The organism is Natrinema sp. SYSU A 869 (assembly GCF_019879105.1).
Taxonomy (GTDB): domain Archaea; phylum Halobacteriota; class Halobacteria; order Halobacteriales; family Natrialbaceae; genus Natrinema.
In genome coordinates this window covers 2,377,330-2,394,555 of sequence record NZ_CP082249.1, presented here as the reverse complement: position 1 = coordinate 2,394,555, position 17,226 = coordinate 2,377,330, and the positions used below count along the sequence as shown (strand labels likewise).

The following is a 17,226-nucleotide window of genomic DNA, read 5'->3' as shown; positions in this document are numbered from 1 at the left end:
CTGTCGAAAGAGAGAGGGCCGCTCGAGCGGCCCTCGAAGCGCGTACCCACACGAAAGGTTGATAACTGGATGTCAGTTACCGTCTACCCAATGAGTTCTGCCGTCGACGAGGACACTGCCAAGGCCCTCAATACCGGCCGGGAGACGATCGGCGCACTACTCTCGGGTGCGCAACAGCACCTCCAGAAGGTATTTATCGTCTTTCTCTTGGGCTTCGTCGGTTCCTTCTACGCGCTGCGCGTGGTCGTCTGGGACTTCCTCAAGGCGACCGCGAAGGGCAAGATGGGCCAGGAAGTCGCTGGCTCGACCGATGTCATTACCCGAACACCGTTCGAGGTGATCCTACTTCAGGCGAAGATCGGCATGGTTGCGGGGATCATCGTCGCGATCCCGGCCTTGCTCTTTTTCTCTCGGAAAGCGCTCCGCCGTCGCGGCTACACCAGCGCCATCCCGATCTCAAAGGGCTACATCGCCGGGTTCGTCGTGATGTCACTGTCGTTGTTCATGGCAGGTGTCATCTACGCCTACAGTATCTTCTTCCCGTACGCCTTCGGATTCCTCGCGGGGAACGCCGTCAGCGCCGGCGTCAAACCCAGTTACGGGATTACCGAGTTCACCGAGTTCATGGCGCTGCTGACGCTATCGTTCGGACTCGCCGCCCAGCTTCCGCTGTTGATGGGCGTGTTGTCCTACACCGAGATCATTCCCTACGAGACCTTCCGCGACAAGTGGCGACACGCCGTCGTCGGAATCGTCATCTTCGGGGCCCTGTTCTCGCCGCCGGATCCGTTCACGCAGGTCATGTGGGCGATACCGATGGTCGTCCTCTACGTCTTCAGCCTCGGGCTGGCTAAGGTCGTCACCAACGTCCGACGGCGCGGCGCGGCGAAATCCGCTGGGACGGGGACGGCCCACGTCAAGCGTCGTCTCCTCCAGTTCGGTGGCGTCCTCGCCATCGTCGCTATCGGGATCACTACCGCCGTCAATCAGGGCGGCTTCGGCTACCTCCGCGAGTCGGTCTATCCAACGTTCCCGTCGTGGCTGCGACCCAGCGGAACGACCGGTCTCGAGGCGATGGCGATCGAACACGGCCTCCTCGGTGAGGTCGCGGTCGGTCTGTTCGTCGCCGCTGCTGTCGGCTTCGTCGTCCTGCTGGGCTACACGATTCACGTGCTCCAGCAGCCCGTCTACCCGCGACAGGACAACATTCGACGGGCCGATTCCCACGAAGACGTCGACTTCGAGACGCTCGAGACCGAGGACATCGACGACGTTCCGACGGGAGTCTTCCGGACCATGAGCGAGGAACAGGCCCTCGAATACTCCCGGCAGGCCATGTACGACGACGACCGGATGAAGGCCGAGAAAATCCTCGATCGCTTCGATACAGTCCAAGAGGCGATGGATGGCGAGGACGAGACGGCGGACGCGGGAGATGCGGCCACAACGGGTGGGGCCGGTGCGGATGGAGATGACGAGAGTCTCTTCGCGAGCACCGCGGCCGGCATGCTTGACCCGTTTACCGAGGAGGAGACGGACGAAGACGACATCGGCGGCTACGCCTACGACATCGCCTTCATCTTCAACAGTCTCACCTCGAAGGTGTTCCGCATCGTCGGGCTCTTCATGGTCGTCATGGGCGGGACCTTCTTCTGGCTCTACTCGGGCGGTCTCGGAGACGTCCTCAGGCTCTTCCTCGATCGGGTTCCCCGTCACGTGCTCGAGGAGGTCGTCGAGGAGGGCGCCGATCCGAGCACGATGAGCCTCGGCGAACTCATCGAGGCGATGGACATCGTCATCGCCTTGAATCCGGTCGAAGTGCTCATCTTCGAGGCAAAGGTAAGTGCCCTTGCCGGCATTATCGCCGCGTTGCCGCTACTACTGTTCTACGCTTGGCCGCCCGCCAAGGAGCGCGGTCTGGTCTACGGCGACCGTCGCACGTTCGTCGTCTGGGGCGGCGGTCTACTGGCCGGCTTCGCCGTTGGGACCTATCTCGGATTCTTCTGGATCGCGCCGACGATCATTTCGTATCTGGTCTCGGACGCGATCAGCAACGGAATGGTCATCTCCTACCGGATCAAGAGCTTCTTCTGGCTCGTGATCTTCACCACCGTTGGGATCGGCTTCCTGCTGAACATCATCGTTACGATGGCGCTGTTCCATGTCGGTGGCATCGTCAGCTACCACTCAATGCTCGAGCGCTGGCGGCCGCTCGTCGTCGGCATCTTCGTCATCGCCGCCTTCTTCAGCCCGAAGGGGATCCTCATGATGCTCATGTTCGCGATCCCGATCTCGGCCACGTACCTGCTCGGCCTCGCCGTCCTCTACGTCCTCACCGGCGGCGGCCGGCTGTTCGGCGGTGGCGGTGACGGCTCGGCGGCCGAACCCGACGCTGAAGACGCCGGTGCGGCCGTCACGGAGTAATGACCTTCTCCGTACGTCGGTGAAAATCGTTCTCGAGATGCGGCTCGATTGGGAATAGCTGTTCAGTATAGATAACCGACATATTACCCCAGACCGGCCAACCGACGGCGGTGGCGCGTACTGGCGGTCGGCCGAACGCCAGTGAGGGCGGCCGCCGATACTGCGCGTGGTCTTCGTGAACACAGTGAACGAAGGCTTTGTCAGAGCTTGCTCTGACAGTGGATGAGCGAGCGACGCTGGAGCGAGCGAATCGGTTGGGGAGGGAGCGGCGATTCCCTGTTGCCACGGTAGCAGGACGCTTTGGCTCACTCAGTCTCCTCAGAATCCACTGCTCCGTTCACACCGTACCGAACGAGCGAGGAATCGAGCGCCGTCTCGAGGGGAACGCCGGATCTGTGCAATCAACTACTGTTAAGTCGGCGACTTGCGAACGTCTAGCCAGACTGATGCCCAAGATCAGCGTCGAAATCCCACAGGAACTCCTCAACGATTTGGACGACCACGTCGGTGAGGACGGCAAGTTCGTCAACCGTAGCGACGCGATCCGATCGTCGATCCGGAAGAATCTAGATATCTTAGACGAGATCGACAAACGCCACGACCGCCTCGAGGACCAGGAATAGCGGACCGGTCGGTGGAAAAGCAGAACGGGCGGTCCAGAACGCAGCGCGATCGGCGCAGACCGGCGAGATGCAGATTCAGTCCTGGTCGATCCGCTGGGCGAACCCGAAGTTCGGCTTGACATCCTCGACGCGGACAGTGACGGTCTCGCCCTCTTCAGTGTCAGGGACGAATAGTCGGTAGCCGTCGACTGAGGCCATACCGTCGCCCTCGTTCCCGACGCTTTCGATCTCGACCTCGAGTTCGTCGCCCGGCCGCACGGTCGCGGTGAGCCGGCCCTTTCCGATGAAGTAGATCTCGGAGGATTCGTCGCGGCTGGCCTTCGGCGAGGTTGCGCGGACGTACTGGAACTTCTCCTCGACATCGGCCCGGAAGTCGTCGACATCCGGCCCTTCGAAGACCTTCACGATGAAGTCCCCGCCGCTATCGAGGAGGTCGGCGGCGGTCTCGAAGGCCTGTCGCGCGAGGTGCAGCGAGCGGGCCTGATCGAGCGAGTATTCTCCGGACATGTTGGGTGCCATGTCCGAAATCACGACGTCGACAGGGCCGCCGGCGGCGTCGATAACCCGATCGCGGGTCTTGTCCTCGGTCATGTCCCCGCGGAGCGTCTCGACGTTATCGTGATCGTCGAAGTCTTTGATCCGCTGGAAGTCGACACCGATGACGTTCCCCTCGGGGCCGACTTCCTCGGCGGCGACCTCGAGCCAACCGCCGGGGGCTGCGCCCAGGTCGACGACCGTGTCGCCGCGGTCGATAACGTTCTCGAGGTCGGCGAGCTGTTTGAGCTTGTAGGCCGCTCGAGAGCGATAGCCTTCCTGTTTCGCCTTGTTGTAGTAGTGGTCTTTTGCCATGAGTCGTTCCTCACGTGGTCGCAGTCTCGTGTGATTCGGAGCGGAGACTGCCGACGACCCGATCCGGGTGCCGTCGCCGTCACTCGGGACGGTCGTCGTATTCGTACCACGGGTACGGACCAGAAGCGGAAAGACCTGCTGAAAACGATTCGCGGCGCAACACCGCCTGCTCTGGACACTCCCGTCATCTGACATCCTCTTTGGGATCGATTTCGGACACCGGGTCGCCGTCCGCCACATTGTCCGGGTCGACGTCGTCGCGATCCGTCGAGTCGCGGTCGTCGCCGGTGGTTTCGTCGTCGCGGGAGCCCGTGTCCGGTGCCTCCGTCTCGTCCGGCGATTCCATCTCGTCGGCCGGAACGACGCGATCGGCGAGATTACTGACAACGAGATCCGGTTACGCGACGAATACTGAGTGATGGTGAGAACCCGACCCACTGTCAAACGACCGAACGAAACAGCTCGCAATCTGCCGACTACGAGCCCCCGCCCGCGCGTAAAGGGTGGCTTTTTATGTCGACCGTCCGTACGCCGAGCTATATGTTCAAGGCCATCGTGAGCGCCGAAACGCTCACCAGCGCGCTCGATTCAGTGAGCGTCCTGGTCGACGAGTGCAAGATCCACCTCGAGGAAGACGGGCTGGAAATCCGGGCCGTCGACCCCGCGAACGTCGGGATGGTCGACCTCTCGCTCGATGCGGCTGCGTTCGAGTCCTACGAAGCGGACGGCGGGCTGATCGGCGTCGACCTCTCGCGGCTCGAGGATATCGCTGGCATGGCCGACTCCGGCCAGCTCATCCAGCTCGAACTCGATGAGGAGACCCGAAAGCTCCACATCCAGATCGACGGACTCGAATACACGCTCGCGCTCATCGATCCCGACTCCATTCGACAGGAGCCCGACATTCCGGATCTCGATTTGCCTGCGGAGGTCGTCCTCGAGGGTAACGACGTCAACCGCTCGGTGACCGCAGCCGACATGGTCTCCGACCACATCGCGCTCGGCGTCGACGAGACTGAGGAATACTTCTACGTCGACGCAGAGGGCGACACCGACGACGTCCACCTCGAACTCACCCAGGAGGATCTGATCGATATCCAGATCGGTCCCGCTCACTCGCTGTTCTCGCTGGACTATCTCAAGGACATGAACAAGGCGATTCCCAAGGACACGGAGGTCACGCTGGATCTCGGCGAGGAGTTCCCCGTCAAGATCTACTTCGGCTTCGGTGAAGGACAGGGACAGGTCACCTACATGCTCGCGCCGCGCATCCAGAGCGAGTAACGCCGACCGCTGCCGGCGATCACTTAATACGTTAATATAGGAAGGGGAGTGGCTACTGGGCTACTCGCGGACGTCAGCGTATGCCTACTACGAATGATTCGACGGACGAATCGGAGCCAGCAGATGTCAGGTTCGTCTCGACGTTCGATCCCGATGGCGACCGGCCGAGCGAGACCATCGTCACTGCCGTCGCGACGCTGTGCGGATCGGATCCGACCGAACTCGCGCCGCTGTACGAGGTCGTCGATCCGGACGCACTCGACTCCTTCGTCGAGCACGCCCAGCGGGCCGCCGACGTCGACACCCACCGGGTGCGGTTTACTTACGAAGAGTTCGACATCGGCGTCCGGACTGACGGCGAAATTCGGATTCGGGATACTACCGCGACGGCCAGTTGAGACAGCGGCCAGTTCTCACTCCCGGCCGCTGCATTCGGTTCGTCTCCTCAGTTCCCGTCGAAACCGTCCGTCTCGTTCGCGTCCAGTCTAGTCCTGCTCCTCGAGAAACTCGAGCAGCATCTCGTTCACTCGATCGGCGTCCTCGATAAAGAAGAGGTGTGAGCCACCTTCGACGAGTTCGAGACGGCTGTCCGTGATCTTCTCCCTGAGCAGTCGCGCGTTCTCCACGGGGACGACCTGATCGGCCGTCCCGTGGAGGATCAGCGTCGGGGTCCGAAGCCCGTCGAGGCGGCCACTGACATCGAAGTTTTGGACGGCGGCGGCCTGAGCCTCGCGGGCGGGATCGTCGGCGTCCTGCTCGAGTCGCCACTCGAGGATCCGATCGATGAGATGCGGGTTCCGGTTGGTGAACCGCTCGTTGAACGCGGGCCGCATCCGGTGGCGGAGCGTCTCTCGCTCGCTCGCCCCGTCGGGCGTGTCGAACATGTGTTCTTGCGTCTCGTCGGGGACCGGTGCCGCGTCGGGGCCGCCGTGGGACGTACAACACAGTGTGAGCGACTTCGCCCGGGAGTACTCGATCGCGTAGCGCTGGGCGATCATCCCGCCCATGCTCGCGCCAACGATGTGGGCGTCGTAAATCCCTACATCGTCGAGGACGGCCTCGAGGTCGGCCGCCAGCCCACCAATTGAGTAGCCAGCCAGTTTAAGGAGGACCAGGCCGCGAAGTGTCCCGGGAAGCCGCGGAACGAGCGGCGGGAGGCCAGTGTCCGAGCGGCCGGTGCCCCGATTGTCGGGGGCAATAATGTCGTACTCGTTGGCGACGGCCTCGCGTTGCCAGCGCCACATCCACCGACCGAACCCGAGTCCCTGCACGAACACGACCGGTGCCCGGCCGTCTCCATCGCTCTGATCGTACTCGTAGTAGATCGACACGCCATCTCTCGTCGCCTGTGGCATACTCGAGACGACGTGTCGAACACCCTTGAAATCGATCCTCGAGTGGGGAGCGATGAGACCGTCGGTCGCTGGCGACATCGATCGACCGTCCGCGCCGGTAATACAATTTTACCACCGGTGTGATGGCCGGCTATCGGTGACGATTGACGCCGGTATCGGAGCGACGAGACGAACGGCCTGATAAAGAACGATTGGGATAATCAGCGCGTTTATCCCGCGGGAGTAATATTCTTTTACCGATGCAGCGACTCCACGCCCGGTACCCGTTTCTCGAGGCGGCCCGCGAGGCCGTCGCGACGGAGGCGGTCGATCTGGCGACCGTCGTCGAGCAAGATCGGGCGGTCGTCAACCGCGCGCGCCAACGTGTTATTACCGCAATCGAAGCGGGGTCGACCGGTGAGACACACCGCGACGCCCGCATCGAGTTGCTCTCCTACCCGGTCGCACGGGTGCTCGTCTCGATGGTCGGCGAACGCGTGCTCGTGCGCAAGTACGCTCGCGCCGAGGCCGCGACGGCCTACGAGCGGTTTACGGCCGACATGGCCGATACGACCGAACTGAAGAGCATCGAGTCGACGGGGCTGGCACTCGAGGACTTACTCGCCGAGTTCGACTTGCGAGACGACATCCGTGAATCGAGCGACAGCTACCGGATCGACGTTGGTACCTACCTGCCGCTGGCCGAAGACCTGTGGGACGACGGGTGGCAACTCGTGAATCAGCCATTGGACGCGGGCAACGTTCCCGTCGACGAGGACGAACTTCTTACGCTCCTGCGGGAGGCGATCCGAGGCCGCATCGAGGATGGGCTACCGTTCGAGGTCCCCGAGACCATCGCGACCGGACTCGAAGACGACGCCGATGAGATCCGCGAGGTGCTGGCCGATCTCGATCTCACTCAGGACATCGACACCGTCGTTCCGGACCTGTTCCCGCCGTGTATGAAGGCGCTGCTCGATCAGATCCAGAAGGGCGAACACCTCTCCCATCACTCTCGCTTCGCGATCACTGCCTTCCTCACGAGTATCGGGATGAACACCGACCAGATCGTCGACCTCTATCGGGTCAACTCGTCGTTCGGCGAGGAGATGACTCGCTATCAGACTGACCATATCCGCGGGGACAGTTCGCCGACGGAGTACTCCGCACCCTCCTGTGCGACCATGCAGTCCTACGGCGACTGCGTGAACAAGGACGATCTCTGTGAGCGCATTCCCCACCCGATGGCGTACTACGAGCAGCGGATCGACGACGCCGACGACGAAGAACTCGAGGACTGGCGAGAAGTTGAGGACGACGGCCAGTCCGCGAGCGGGGACTGACCTGATTAACGGAGTCGGACCGTCGAGCAGACGTGACGTCAGCCGACGACGGATGAAAACGTACTGTCGGTCTCAGACCGTTCCCTGCGCGTCTCCGTTGTCGTCATCGTCGGTCGCGTCGAGACCGTCCTCGGCGTCGTTCAGGACGTAGGCTAGCCCGATGCCGACCGCAGTCATTAGGAAGATAAAGCCGATGATCACGCCGACAAGCATCTGCGCACCTTCGGGCGAGAGCGTGCTGTTCTCGGCTCCGTAGGAGGACCCGATGGCGACCATGGATGCCAGCATTACGGCGACGGCAGCGACGGCCGCGACGATTTCGATGACCTGTTCGCGTTCGACCATTGACTGATCGCTTTCTCCGGCCCGGTGAAAAGCGCTTCGAAGGGGGCCTCGAGCAGTCATCAGGAGCGATCGTTCCTCGGTGGTCGCTATCGTATAAACGGCGCACTTGCTGTTGCAGGCGAGGTCGTTATTGCCCTCGATACCCTAACAACATCGAATAGCCAGCCGACTAGCGATTTCCCCGTCGACGCACCCATGAAAACAACAGCGTCACCGAAAGCACCGCTGCCAGTACCGTCGCCAGACCACCTCACGAAGCGATCGCGCCGAGCGCGCACCGAGCCGATGTCGGTGCTCCCGCTGGGTGACGGCCTCTATGAGGTCGAGTCCGCGAGCGACCACACCTATCTCGTCGATCTCGAGGCGGGCAGATGTACCTGTCCGGATCACGTCTTCCGCAAGGCTCGCTGCAAGCACGTTCGCCGGGTCGCGATCGAGATCACGGAAGGGCGCACCCCGCCGCCGGGCGAGATCGCCGTCACGTGTCACGACTGCGACGAGACGATGTTCGTCGACGAAGACGCGACCGCGCCGTTCTACTGCGACGAACACACGCTCATTCCGGGTGACACCGTCGTCGACCGCGAGACGGGCGACCGCCTCACCGTCGTTGACGTTTCGGAACTGCGGGCCGACGCCGTCGAACTCAAGGCGGCCGACTGTACCGTCGCCGAATACGGGACGAACGAGGCCTATAAACCGGATGTCCCCGTCGTCGGCGCGGTATACCATCATGCCACCGTGGCCAGAAACGGCGTTGTCCCCTCGTCGCTGAAGGTCTACGTCTTCCCGCGGACGCGGCTGCGACAAGTCACCGACTCGAGGTAATTGTCAACACACAACGCGATTTCTTCATCGCCGTATTTACTACGATTGGACCAACGCCCAGACCAGCGCAGCGAGAAGAGCAAAAAAGAGGACGACAACCCCGTAAAACAGCAGTATCGGTAGGAGTGGCCATAGCAATAGTACGATGATGAGCGCCAGGAGCACGATGATGAGATTCAGGCGGCCGACGATAGCTGATTCGTTCATACAGTGTCAGAATAGAATAATGAACGTAAGTGTTGTCTTCGAGCGCGAGCTCCGTCGGAAGCCGAGACGGGTCTTCTTCAGGGGGTTCCAACTCGCCGTCATCGATCGACCGGTCAGCGGCGCTCCCGCTCGAGGGCCTCGAGTTCGGCGAGTCGCTGCTCGGTCGGCGGATGCGACCGGAACAACCGGACGCGAAGCCGGTGGAGCCGATTTCGAGCCCTCCCGAGGACTGAATCGGGGTCGCCCGGGTCGGTCGCCATCGGCTCGAGGGGTAGGATCGACAGCGAGGAGACGCTCGCGACCTCGCGGAGATCGCGGGTCGGCATCTGCGTGATGCGGTCGTCGAGTGCCCGGAGTGCGCCAGCGAGGGCGGCCGGCGATCCGGTCACCTCGACGGCGGTGCGATCTGCGGCTGTCTCCCTGGCCCGCGAGAGGACGGCAGTAATCGCTCGGCTGATGAGCCACGCCACGGTCGCGATGATGAAGAGGACTAAACTGAGGAGCCAGCCGTCGCTCTCGTTCGCGTTGTCATCGTCGTCTGAATTCGGCGAAAGAGTCATCGCTCGCCACTCGTCGTCGGGGCCGAAGATTTCGTCGTCACCCCACTCTCCGTCCGGATCGGGCGTCTCCGCGGGCGGCTTCCACTCGTCTTCGTCCCACTCCCGACCGCCGTGTAGTAACAGGTCGTCGCGCACCCGCGCTCGCAGGCCGTCGGCGAGGACGACCGGTGCCGAGACGGCAGTCATCACCATCGCATCCCTGTTCGCCACGTGGGCGAGTTCGTGAGCGATGACCGCCTCGAGTTCGGCGTCGGTGAGCGCCGTGACGGCACCATAGGAAAGGATAAGGTGCGTGTCGCTCGGTCGGAACCCGACGACCATCGCCTCGGGGGCGTGCGTTTCGGAGATAGCAATCGTCGGCATCGGGACGCCGAGCTGGGTGGCGACCTTCGTCGTCGTCGCGTGGATTCCAGGTAGGTCGGCGGCGGACGTCGGCGTCGCGTCCGCCCGCTGCTCGATGGACTCGACCTGCGTGTACTCGTGGTAGCCGAGGACGACTGTCGCGAGGACGGTGATCCCGCCAGCCACGTACACCCCGAGGACCGGCCCGACGAGGAGGGTAGACAGGACGAACGCGACGAGCCAGATCGCGGCGAGAAAGCCGATCGTGATGAGGACGAGCAGGAGTATCGCGACGGCCATTCGGAACACGAGCGTCCAATCCGTCGACTTCCCGACCGCGGTGACCGCCGCCACCGAGACCGCCGCGACGGCGGCCGCCAACGCGAGCGTGACGAGCCCCGCCGCGGTCGCTGCGGTATCGAACCCGAGCGGGATCACGACGAACAGAAACACCGTCGCCCAGACGGCCGCGAGGAAAGCGGCCGCCGCACCCGCGAGACAGATTACATAGGCGGCCATCGACAGTGTGGGGCTCCCCTCCATCGAGACTGCGACGTAGCCGAGCGCGAGCACGGGAACGACGGCGATCGCGGTCGCCGCGGCCAGCGCGGAATCGGGACCGATCGCGATCCCCCACAGGAAAACTGTCACGAACCAGCCGATCGCAGCCACCCCGATCGTCGTCAGTGCGTACGCCGCGACCGAAACGACGTTGACGACCGGAGACCCCCATCCGGTTTCCGTCGACATACGTAGGAATTCCAACTACCGCCAATAAATTAACCGGTTAGAAGACGGGAACGACCGGCTCGAGCGCGGGCGAGGTTATTTCTGCGCTACACTGGACCGCGTCGCGCGGCCTCACTCGAGCAGGGCCGCGGCTTCGTCAATCTCCATGACGCCTTGCTCGACCGCATTCAGGACTCGAACGATCTCTTCGTCAGGGCCGTCGTCGCCGTCGCCGACGTCCGCTAACGTGACCTTCTCGGAGCGGCCGGTGAACTCGGGGAAGTCGGTCCCGTCTGCCAGCGCCGTTTCCTTCTTAACACGGTAGTTACCGCCGTCGGTGACGTAGAGGTCGCCGGGATGGAAGAAGTACCAGTCCTCGCGGTCGAAGCGGACGCCGATCCGGGGTTTCGCGCCGAAGTTTCGGGCGAAGAAGGTCAGCGCCTCGACTTCCTCGCCGGTGAGGTAGATCGGATCGCCCGAACTCGATTTCGCCTCGATCGCGTAGAACTGCTCGCCGTCGCCGGCGAGCACGTCGGGGAGTTCGCGTTCAGTCGCGGAGCCGCTCGCGGGCGCGCGCATCACCGCGAAGCCGGCCTCGTCGAGTTCGTTGACGAGTTCCCGCTCGCGGCGGTCGCCCTTCGCCTGGGACATATCACTCCCTCACAGTCCGGCGATATTAAAGGATCGGACCCGATTCCAGTGTGCGATTACAGGAGGGCGGTCCCGACGAAGTCAACCAGCAGCGACGTGGCGGCCTCCGGCTCCTCGATATCGTACTGCAGTGCGATGTAGAGCAGGCCAAACTGGAGGGCGTTGAACGCGGCGTGAGCGGCGATCGGAACAAAGAGGTTGTCCGTTTTGGCATAGAGATAGCCGAAGATGATCGCGCCACCGAAGATGACGACGATGGGGACGACAGTTGCGAGCAGTGACCCGGACACTAGGGCATACGATAGCAGGTGGACGAGTGCGAAGATTGCACTGGCGATGATGATCGCGTTCGACCGGCTGAAGGCGTCGTAGAGGCGCTTCTGGACGACGTTCCGGAAGAGGAACTCCTCGGCCGGCGCATTGAAGAAGAAGACGATGCCGATCATGATCAGCACCATCTGTGGGTCGTTGTCGATAAGCGACATGACCTGATTGTCCGCTGACGGCAGGGAGAGCGACTGAACGACGAGATTGACGAGGATGTAGAACACGATGGTGCCGACGATACCACCGAAGACATACGTCCACCCCCGTTTCGTCGGGGCCCGCAGGTCGACGTACGACCAGCCGCGGTCGGTCACGGCGAGATAGAGCCCGCCAGCGAGGGCGAATCCGAGGAAGTTCAGGATCATGAACACCGTTCGGGCGGTAATCGACGCGTCCGCCGGCGACTCGATCAGCGACGGATCGAGCGCGAAGGCCGGAAGCGTAGCCATATTCGCGGCGAGAAGGCCGAAAGCCGTCAACCCGACGGCGACGAGTGTCGATCGAAGTGGCCCGTCCTGACGCTGCCGGTCGGATGTTTCCATGGACGGGGATACGACCACCGGCCCCTTGGGCGTTCCTCTCTCCGAAACGGGTCGGGCGACAGCAGACCCGTCTCGAACGGCCTCACTCCGTGGTCGACGGCATCTCGTCCTCGAACAGCTGTGCCAGCAGCCGCTGCTGGCCGATCCGCAAGTGTCGGTTGACCGTCGGCTGCGTCACGTCGAGCATGGCGGCGATTTCCTCGCCGGTGCTCTCCCGGGGCCAGTCGAAGAAGCCCGCGAAGTAGGCAGTCCGCAACACCTCGAGTTGCCGGTCGGTGAGGACGTCGAACAGTGATGTCACGAGTTCGCTTCGGGTCTCCATCGAGCGCTCGACGTGGCGGCGGGCCTGCAGTTCGACGGTTGCGTACTGGTCCTGAAGCGTCTCGATAAACTCGCGAACGTCGGTTCCCGTGGGAACGTCGACGGTGACCTCCATGCCGTCGCTGGTGGCGTGCATCGAGCGCGGGCTGGCACCGTGACGGACCAGCTGTGAGGCGACGACGTCGCCGGCGACGGTCGCCTCGAAGCGACAGGTTCCGTCCGTCTCGCTGAGGAGGCGGTACTCGGTGATCGAGACGAGATCCGCGAGGACCGCCCGTACGTCGGCGGCCGGGACGCCGCTGGTTTCGAAGAACAGCAGCGCCTCATCGGCGGAGTGAGAGCCGAGCCCACCGTACTCAACGCGGGCCCCCGTCGCCGTCGCGATTCGGGAGAAGAGGTCATCCATGTCCTCGATTTGGAGCGTGAGTTCGAGCAGCGTCTCGGCGTGCAGCGCTTCTCGGGTTTTCACCGCAGTGACCGCGTTCGCGATTCCCTCGCCGAGTTCCGTCATCACCGTCCGCTCGAGGTCGCCGAACGCGTCCGGTTCGTCGGCGTACACGGTGAGAACGCCGTAGGTGTACTCCGCGTAGGAAAGCGGGACGCTGATGACCGACTGGAACCCGGAATCCAGTGCGTGTCGCCGCCACCCCTCGCCCTGCAACCCCTCGACGACGTTCGAGACGACCGTTGTCGTTTCGCTCCGCACAGTCCGGACGGCCGGCTCTGCGGATGCGTCGTACGCGAGCGACACGTCGTCCAGATACGCCTGTTGCTGCCCGGCCCAAGCACGGGGCTCGAGTTGCGTGCCGCTGGCGTCGAGCGCACCGATCCACGCGAACGCGACGTTCTCGGCCTCGAGTAGCCGTTCGGGGACGGTTCGCTCGATTTCCTCGCGGCTGTCGGCTCCGATGAGCAACTGGTCGATCCGTCTGATGAGTTCCGTACTCTCGATCTGGCGGTTGAGCCGCCGGTTCCGTTCCTCGAGTTCCGCTTCCCGCTCGCGAAGACTGGCCTCACTCTCGAGGCGGTCAAACGCGGCCTCGGTCGTGGCGACGAGCGTCTCGATCAGTCGCCGAGCGTCGGCGTCGATCGACTTCTCACCCGACGCGACCACGAAGACGCCGTGGTCGCCGATCGGAACGACGATTCCGCTCTCGACGGTCGGACCGAAGACCTGCGACCGATCGAACGACGCCGGCTCGTCGACCACGGTCCCCGTCCCTGTCACGTAGGCGTTCCAGAGGATGGAGTCGCTGTCACCGACGGCGACTGACGGCGCACCGTCACAGAGCGTCGCAAAGCCGTCCGTGTATGCGATGGGATCGAGTCGGTTCACGTCGGGATCGAGATGATAGACGGCTGCGCCCGATGCCTCGAGCACCTCGTTTGCCGTCTCGACGACCAGCTCCGCCACCTCCTGTTCGGTGTCGTTCCCGAGCAAATCGCGTGCCGCGTCGTGGAGCGACTCGAGTGCCAGTTCGCGCTCCTTGTGGTCGGTGATATCCTGAATCGTCCCGCGGACGCCAATGATGTCGTCATCGGATTGCGACCGGCTGCCAGCGGGACGGTGTCCCTCGCCGTCCGACCAAACGGGTTCGCCGATAGAGTGGACCCACCGTTCGTTTCCCTCGGCCGTCCGCATACGGTGTTCCATCTCGTAGCTCTCGCCGGTCTCGAGGGCCGTGTCGACGGTTTCGAGGACGGCCGCTCGATCGTTCGGGTGGGGAAAAGAAGACGCCAGGTCGGGATCGACCGGCACGTCCAGTGGGAGATCGTACAGGCGACGGAGACCGTCCGTCAGGGTCACCTCCCGCGAATCGTCGCTGATATTGAGCTCCCACCCGCCGATTCTGGCGATCCGTTCGGCCTGCTTGAGCAGTTCCGTCGTCCGCTCGAGTTCGCGTTCGCGCTCCTTACGCCCGCTAATGTCACGGATGACGCCCGCAGTCCCGGCGAATTCGCCGTCCGACATCGGCAACAGCGCCATATGGTTCTCCGCGTCGATCACGTCGCCGTCGACGGTCTCGAGTCCCATATCGAACGTTCGGGACGGCTCGTCGGCGCGGAGCAATTCCCGGATCTGGTCCTGTGCGATCTCGAGATCGGCGGGAACCATCACCGTCGAGACGTGCTCGCCGATCAGGTCCTCGGGATCGTAGCCGACGATAGCGGCGCTCGCATCGTTGAGAAAGCGGAAGTTTCCCTCCGCGTCGAGCGTGTACACCAGTTCATCGAGTGCCTGAATGATTGTCTCGGTGCGCTCGAGTTCGCGTTCGCGCTGCTTGCGGTCGGTGATGTCCTGAAACGAGCCTCGGATTTTGATTAGGTCGCCGTTTTCTTCGACGGGTTTGCCGATGGTGCGAATCCATCGCAGGTCGTCCTCGTCCGAGAGTAAGCGAGCCTCCATGTCGTACGATTCGCCGTCTTCGATCGCGCGCTCGATCGCCTCCTCGATCCGCGGGCGATCCGCCGGATGGTAGAACTCGAGTGCCCGTTCCAGATCGATCTCCTCATCGGGCGACAAGCCATGGATTCGGTTGATCTCGTCGGTCCACCGGGGCTCGTACGGCGTCTCGGTCACGTCGAGTTCCCAGGCACCGACGTCTGCCAGCCGCTGGGACTGCTCGAGCAACCGCGTGGTTCGTTCGAGGCGGGCCTCGCGCTCGCGAAGCCGGCGTTCCGTTTCCGTACGGTCGGTGATATCCCGACCGATCCCGACCTCGACCGGATTTCCGTCGGGGTCCTCGAGTACCGACGCGATGAACTCGTAGGGGATCTGCTCGCCCGATTTCGTTCGTAATTCGGCCTCGGCGCGCGTCTCACCCGTCTCGAACGCCTCCTCGATCGAGTTCCGGATCACCGGCCGGTTCGTGTCATCAAAGAGCTCCAGGGCGTGCATCGCTTCGATTTCGTCATCCGAGTAGCCCGTTACCTCGACCAGCGTCTCGTTCCAACGCCGGAGATCCCCGTCCTCGTCGAGGATGTAAAACACGTCGTCTAATGCGTCCCAAACGTCGTTCATGAAGGTCTTCTGGCGCTCGAGCCGTCGCTCCTTTTCCTTTCGGTCGCTGATGTCGCGACCGACGCCGGTGAGGACCGTCTCGCCCGCCGGATCCTCGAGCGGCGAGGCAACGAACTCGTAGGGAATCAGCTCGCCTGACTTCGTCCGGAGCGCCGCTTCGGTTCGGGTGTCAGCCGTCTCGATCGAATTCGCGATGGCGTTCGAGATCAGTTGATGATCGGATTCATCGAAGAACTCCGCTGCGTGCATCTCGCTGATCTCGTCGTCCGAGTAGCCCGTCACCTCACAGAGGCTCTTGTTCCAGCGCTGTATCTTGCCGTCGTCGCCGAGGAGATAGACGACATCGTCGACGGCATCGAGCATCTCGTCGGTGAACGCCCGTGCCTGCTCGAGGCGGCGTTCCCGCTCCTGGATCGTCCGAACGGATGCCTGCCGTTCGAACGATCGGCTGATCCAGCGGCGTATCAGATCGACGAACGACTTTTCGGCCGGCGTGAACGGCCGCTCCCGGGAATCGCGGCTCAGGAAGCAGACCGTCCCGTAGAGTTCTCCGTCGACCTCGAGCTTTCCGCCGACGTAGCAACTGACGCCGAGTTCGGTGTCGGCTGGGCGACTCTCCCCTCCGTCGTCGCCGCGTCGTAGATCCCCAGCACGTCGTCCGACGTGATAGTGGTCCGGCAGTAGCTCGTCGACAGATCGAGTTCCGTTCCCTCCAGGTCGCTCTCGTGACCGACCGCCATCTCGATCTCGTACCGGTCGGCCGACTCGTCGATCCGGGAGACAAGTCCCGTCTCGACACCCAGCCGTTCGCGGCCGATCTCGAGCAGTCGGCGAATCTTCGCCTCGTCCTGAAGGTCCGGGTCCGATGTGATCCGGTATAGCTCCTGACGGTAGCGTTCGCTCTCCGCGCGTTGGCGCTCCCGTTCGCGCACTGTCGCCGCCAGTTCGTCGACGACCTCGGACAACTGGCCGATCTCGTCGTCCCGGTCGATAGTGAAGTCGACGGGCTCGTCGACATCCGCGGCTCCGTCACCGGTTTCGTCGGCGAACGACGCGGGCGCGTCGCCGTCGATTCGCGAAACGAACTGACGGAGTTCGTCGGTCAGCCGTTCGATATCGTTCGGCCGATCGGAGCTGCTCCGTGCGGCGAGTCCGAGAACGAACAGTCCGGGTTCCAGCCCCAGTCCAGGCCCGACCGTCGCGAGGTCAGGGAGCCCTACTCCGCTCATGATACTTCCTAGCATGCCGATCGCCCCGAGCGCTACTGCGACCGTCTCCCGTGTAGCACCTGCGAACATTCCAGTGTGGACCGAGGCAACGACCATGTCCCACCTATGGAACGACTACCAATGATACGCGCGGTTACTTCCGATTTGATTCGGTAGAAATATAGTTCATTCCCATCGGTGAAGCTACTCGTCGCCGCGCGGCCCCAACGGGGTCGACCACTGTCGCTCATATCGCCGAGTCTGCAGGGATCAAACGCGATGTCCCG

General features: G+C 63.1%; 14 protein-coding genes and 1 pseudogene. 6 read left to right on the top strand and 9 right to left on the bottom strand.

What is annotated here, in order from left to right:
• Positions 1–90 precede the first annotated feature (90 nt).
• Positions 91–2,424 (top strand): twin-arginine translocase subunit TatC, encoded by a 2,334-nt coding sequence (locus tag K6I40_RS20000; protein ID WP_222915845.1) that lies wholly within the window; start codon positions 91–93, stop codon positions 2,422–2,424.
• A 446-nt stretch (positions 2,425–2,870) separates the two neighbouring features.
• Positions 2,871–3,047, top strand: coding sequence for a CopG family transcriptional regulator (locus tag K6I40_RS19995; RefSeq protein WP_222915843.1), 177 nt, complete (start codon positions 2,871–2,873; stop codon positions 3,045–3,047).
• Between the two features lie 75 nt (positions 3,048–3,122).
• Here K6I40_RS19995 and K6I40_RS19990 read toward each other — a convergent pair whose 3' ends face one another.
• Together K6I40_RS19990 and K6I40_RS19985 are read right to left on the bottom strand one after the other, a co-directional pair.
• Positions 3,123–3,896, bottom strand: coding sequence for a 23S rRNA (uridine(2552)-2'-O)-methyltransferase (locus tag K6I40_RS19990; RefSeq protein WP_222915841.1), 774 nt, complete (start codon positions 3,894–3,896; stop codon positions 3,123–3,125).
• Positions 3,897–4,080: 184 nt separating this feature from the next.
• Positions 4,081–4,242, bottom strand: coding sequence for a hypothetical protein (locus K6I40_RS19985; protein ID WP_222915839.1), 162 nt, complete (start codon positions 4,240–4,242; stop codon positions 4,081–4,083).
• Positions 4,243–4,436: 194 nt separating this feature from the next.
• On the opposite strand from K6I40_RS19985, the gene K6I40_RS19980 reads away from it, so the two are divergent.
• A complete protein-coding gene (locus tag K6I40_RS19980; RefSeq protein ID WP_222915837.1) occupies positions 4,437–5,180 on the top strand; it encodes a DNA polymerase sliding clamp in 744 nt (247 codons plus the stop codon).
• Between the two features lie 80 nt (positions 5,181–5,260).
• Complete coding sequence (locus tag K6I40_RS19975) at positions 5,261–5,578, top strand: HalOD1 output domain-containing protein (protein WP_222915835.1); 318 nt, start codon at positions 5,261–5,263, stop codon at positions 5,576–5,578.
• An 87-nt stretch (positions 5,579–5,665) separates the two neighbouring features.
• On the opposite strand, the gene K6I40_RS19970 is transcribed toward K6I40_RS19975, so the two are convergent.
• Entirely contained in the window at positions 5,666–6,535 is an 870-nt protein-coding gene (locus tag K6I40_RS19970; RefSeq protein WP_222920414.1) for an alpha/beta hydrolase, read from the bottom strand.
• Between the two features lie 239 nt (positions 6,536–6,774).
• Here K6I40_RS19970 and priL point away from each other — a divergent pair, with 239 nt between their 5' ends.
• Positions 6,775–7,857, top strand: coding sequence for a DNA primase regulatory subunit PriL (gene priL / locus K6I40_RS19965; protein ID WP_222915833.1), 1,083 nt, complete (start codon positions 6,775–6,777; stop codon positions 7,855–7,857).
• Between the two features lie 72 nt (positions 7,858–7,929).
• Here priL and K6I40_RS19960 read toward each other — a convergent pair whose 3' ends face one another.
• Complete coding sequence (locus K6I40_RS19960) at positions 7,930–8,202, bottom strand: hypothetical protein (protein ID WP_222915831.1); 273 nt, start codon at positions 8,200–8,202, stop codon at positions 7,930–7,932.
• Positions 8,203–8,397: 195 nt separating this feature from the next.
• On the opposite strand from K6I40_RS19960, the gene K6I40_RS19955 reads away from it, so the two are divergent.
• Positions 8,398–9,030: an SWIM zinc finger family protein gene (locus tag K6I40_RS19955; RefSeq protein WP_222915829.1), complete on the top strand. Its 633-nt coding sequence runs from the start codon at positions 8,398–8,400 to the stop codon at positions 9,028–9,030.
• Between the two features lie 39 nt (positions 9,031–9,069).
• Here the strand turns inward: K6I40_RS19955 and K6I40_RS19950 are convergent, their stop codons facing one another.
• The 5 genes and pseudogenes from K6I40_RS19950 to K6I40_RS19930 form a co-directional block, all read right to left on the bottom strand.
• Positions 9,070–9,237 (bottom strand): hypothetical protein, encoded by a 168-nt coding sequence (locus K6I40_RS19950; RefSeq protein ID WP_222915827.1) that lies wholly within the window; start codon positions 9,235–9,237, stop codon positions 9,070–9,072.
• Positions 9,238–9,350: 113 nt separating this feature from the next.
• Entirely contained in the window at positions 9,351–10,889 is a 1,539-nt protein-coding gene (locus K6I40_RS19945) for a M48 family metalloprotease (protein ID WP_222915825.1), read from the bottom strand.
• Positions 10,890–11,000: 111 nt separating this feature from the next.
• Positions 11,001–11,519 (bottom strand): Holliday junction resolvase Hjc, encoded by a 519-nt coding sequence (gene hjc, locus K6I40_RS19940; protein WP_222915823.1) that lies wholly within the window; start codon positions 11,517–11,519, stop codon positions 11,001–11,003.
• Between the two features lie 56 nt (positions 11,520–11,575).
• The gene (locus tag K6I40_RS19935) at positions 11,576–12,388 is read right to left on the bottom strand and encodes a CPBP family intramembrane glutamic endopeptidase (protein WP_222915821.1); all 813 of its coding nucleotides are present in this window, start codon (positions 12,386–12,388) and stop codon (positions 11,576–11,578) included.
• An 82-nt stretch (positions 12,389–12,470) separates the two neighbouring features.
• A pseudogene (locus tag K6I40_RS19930) lies at positions 12,471–17,056 on the bottom strand (PAS domain S-box protein).
• Positions 17,057–17,226 lie beyond the last annotated feature (170 nt).

Coding starts and splice junctions, on each gene's coding strand:
- K6I40_RS19945 (WP_222915825.1), bottom strand. CDS start 10,889: ATGTCGACGGAAACCGGATGGGGGTCTCCGGTCGTCAACGTCGTTTCG.
- K6I40_RS19960 (WP_222915831.1), bottom strand. CDS start 8,202: ATGGTCGAACGCGAACAGGTCATCGAAATCGTCGCGGCCGTCGCTGCC.
- K6I40_RS19990 (WP_222915841.1), bottom strand. CDS start 3,896: ATGGCAAAAGACCACTACTACAACAAGGCGAAACAGGAAGGCTATCGC.
- K6I40_RS19980 (WP_222915837.1), top strand. CDS start 4,437: ATGTTCAAGGCCATCGTGAGCGCCGAAACGCTCACCAGCGCGCTCGAT.
- K6I40_RS19975 (WP_222915835.1), top strand. CDS start 5,261: ATGCCTACTACGAATGATTCGACGGACGAATCGGAGCCAGCAGATGTC.
- K6I40_RS19955 (WP_222915829.1), top strand. CDS start 8,398: ATGAAAACAACAGCGTCACCGAAAGCACCGCTGCCAGTACCGTCGCCA.
- K6I40_RS19935 (WP_222915821.1), bottom strand. CDS start 12,388: ATGGAAACATCCGACCGGCAGCGTCAGGACGGGCCACTTCGATCGACA.
- K6I40_RS19985 (WP_222915839.1), bottom strand. CDS start 4,242: ATGGAATCGCCGGACGAGACGGAGGCACCGGACACGGGCTCCCGCGAC.
- K6I40_RS19995 (WP_222915843.1), top strand. CDS start 2,871: ATGCCCAAGATCAGCGTCGAAATCCCACAGGAACTCCTCAACGATTTG.
- priL (WP_222915833.1), top strand. CDS start 6,775: ATGCAGCGACTCCACGCCCGGTACCCGTTTCTCGAGGCGGCCCGCGAG.
- hjc (WP_222915823.1), bottom strand. CDS start 11,519: ATGTCCCAGGCGAAGGGCGACCGCCGCGAGCGGGAACTCGTCAACGAA.
- K6I40_RS20000 (WP_222915845.1), top strand. CDS start 91: ATGAGTTCTGCCGTCGACGAGGACACTGCCAAGGCCCTCAATACCGGC.
- K6I40_RS19970 (WP_222920414.1), bottom strand. CDS start 6,535: ATGCCACAGGCGACGAGAGATGGCGTGTCGATCTACTACGAGTACGAT.
- K6I40_RS19950 (WP_222915827.1), bottom strand. CDS start 9,237: ATGAACGAATCAGCTATCGTCGGCCGCCTGAATCTCATCATCGTGCTC.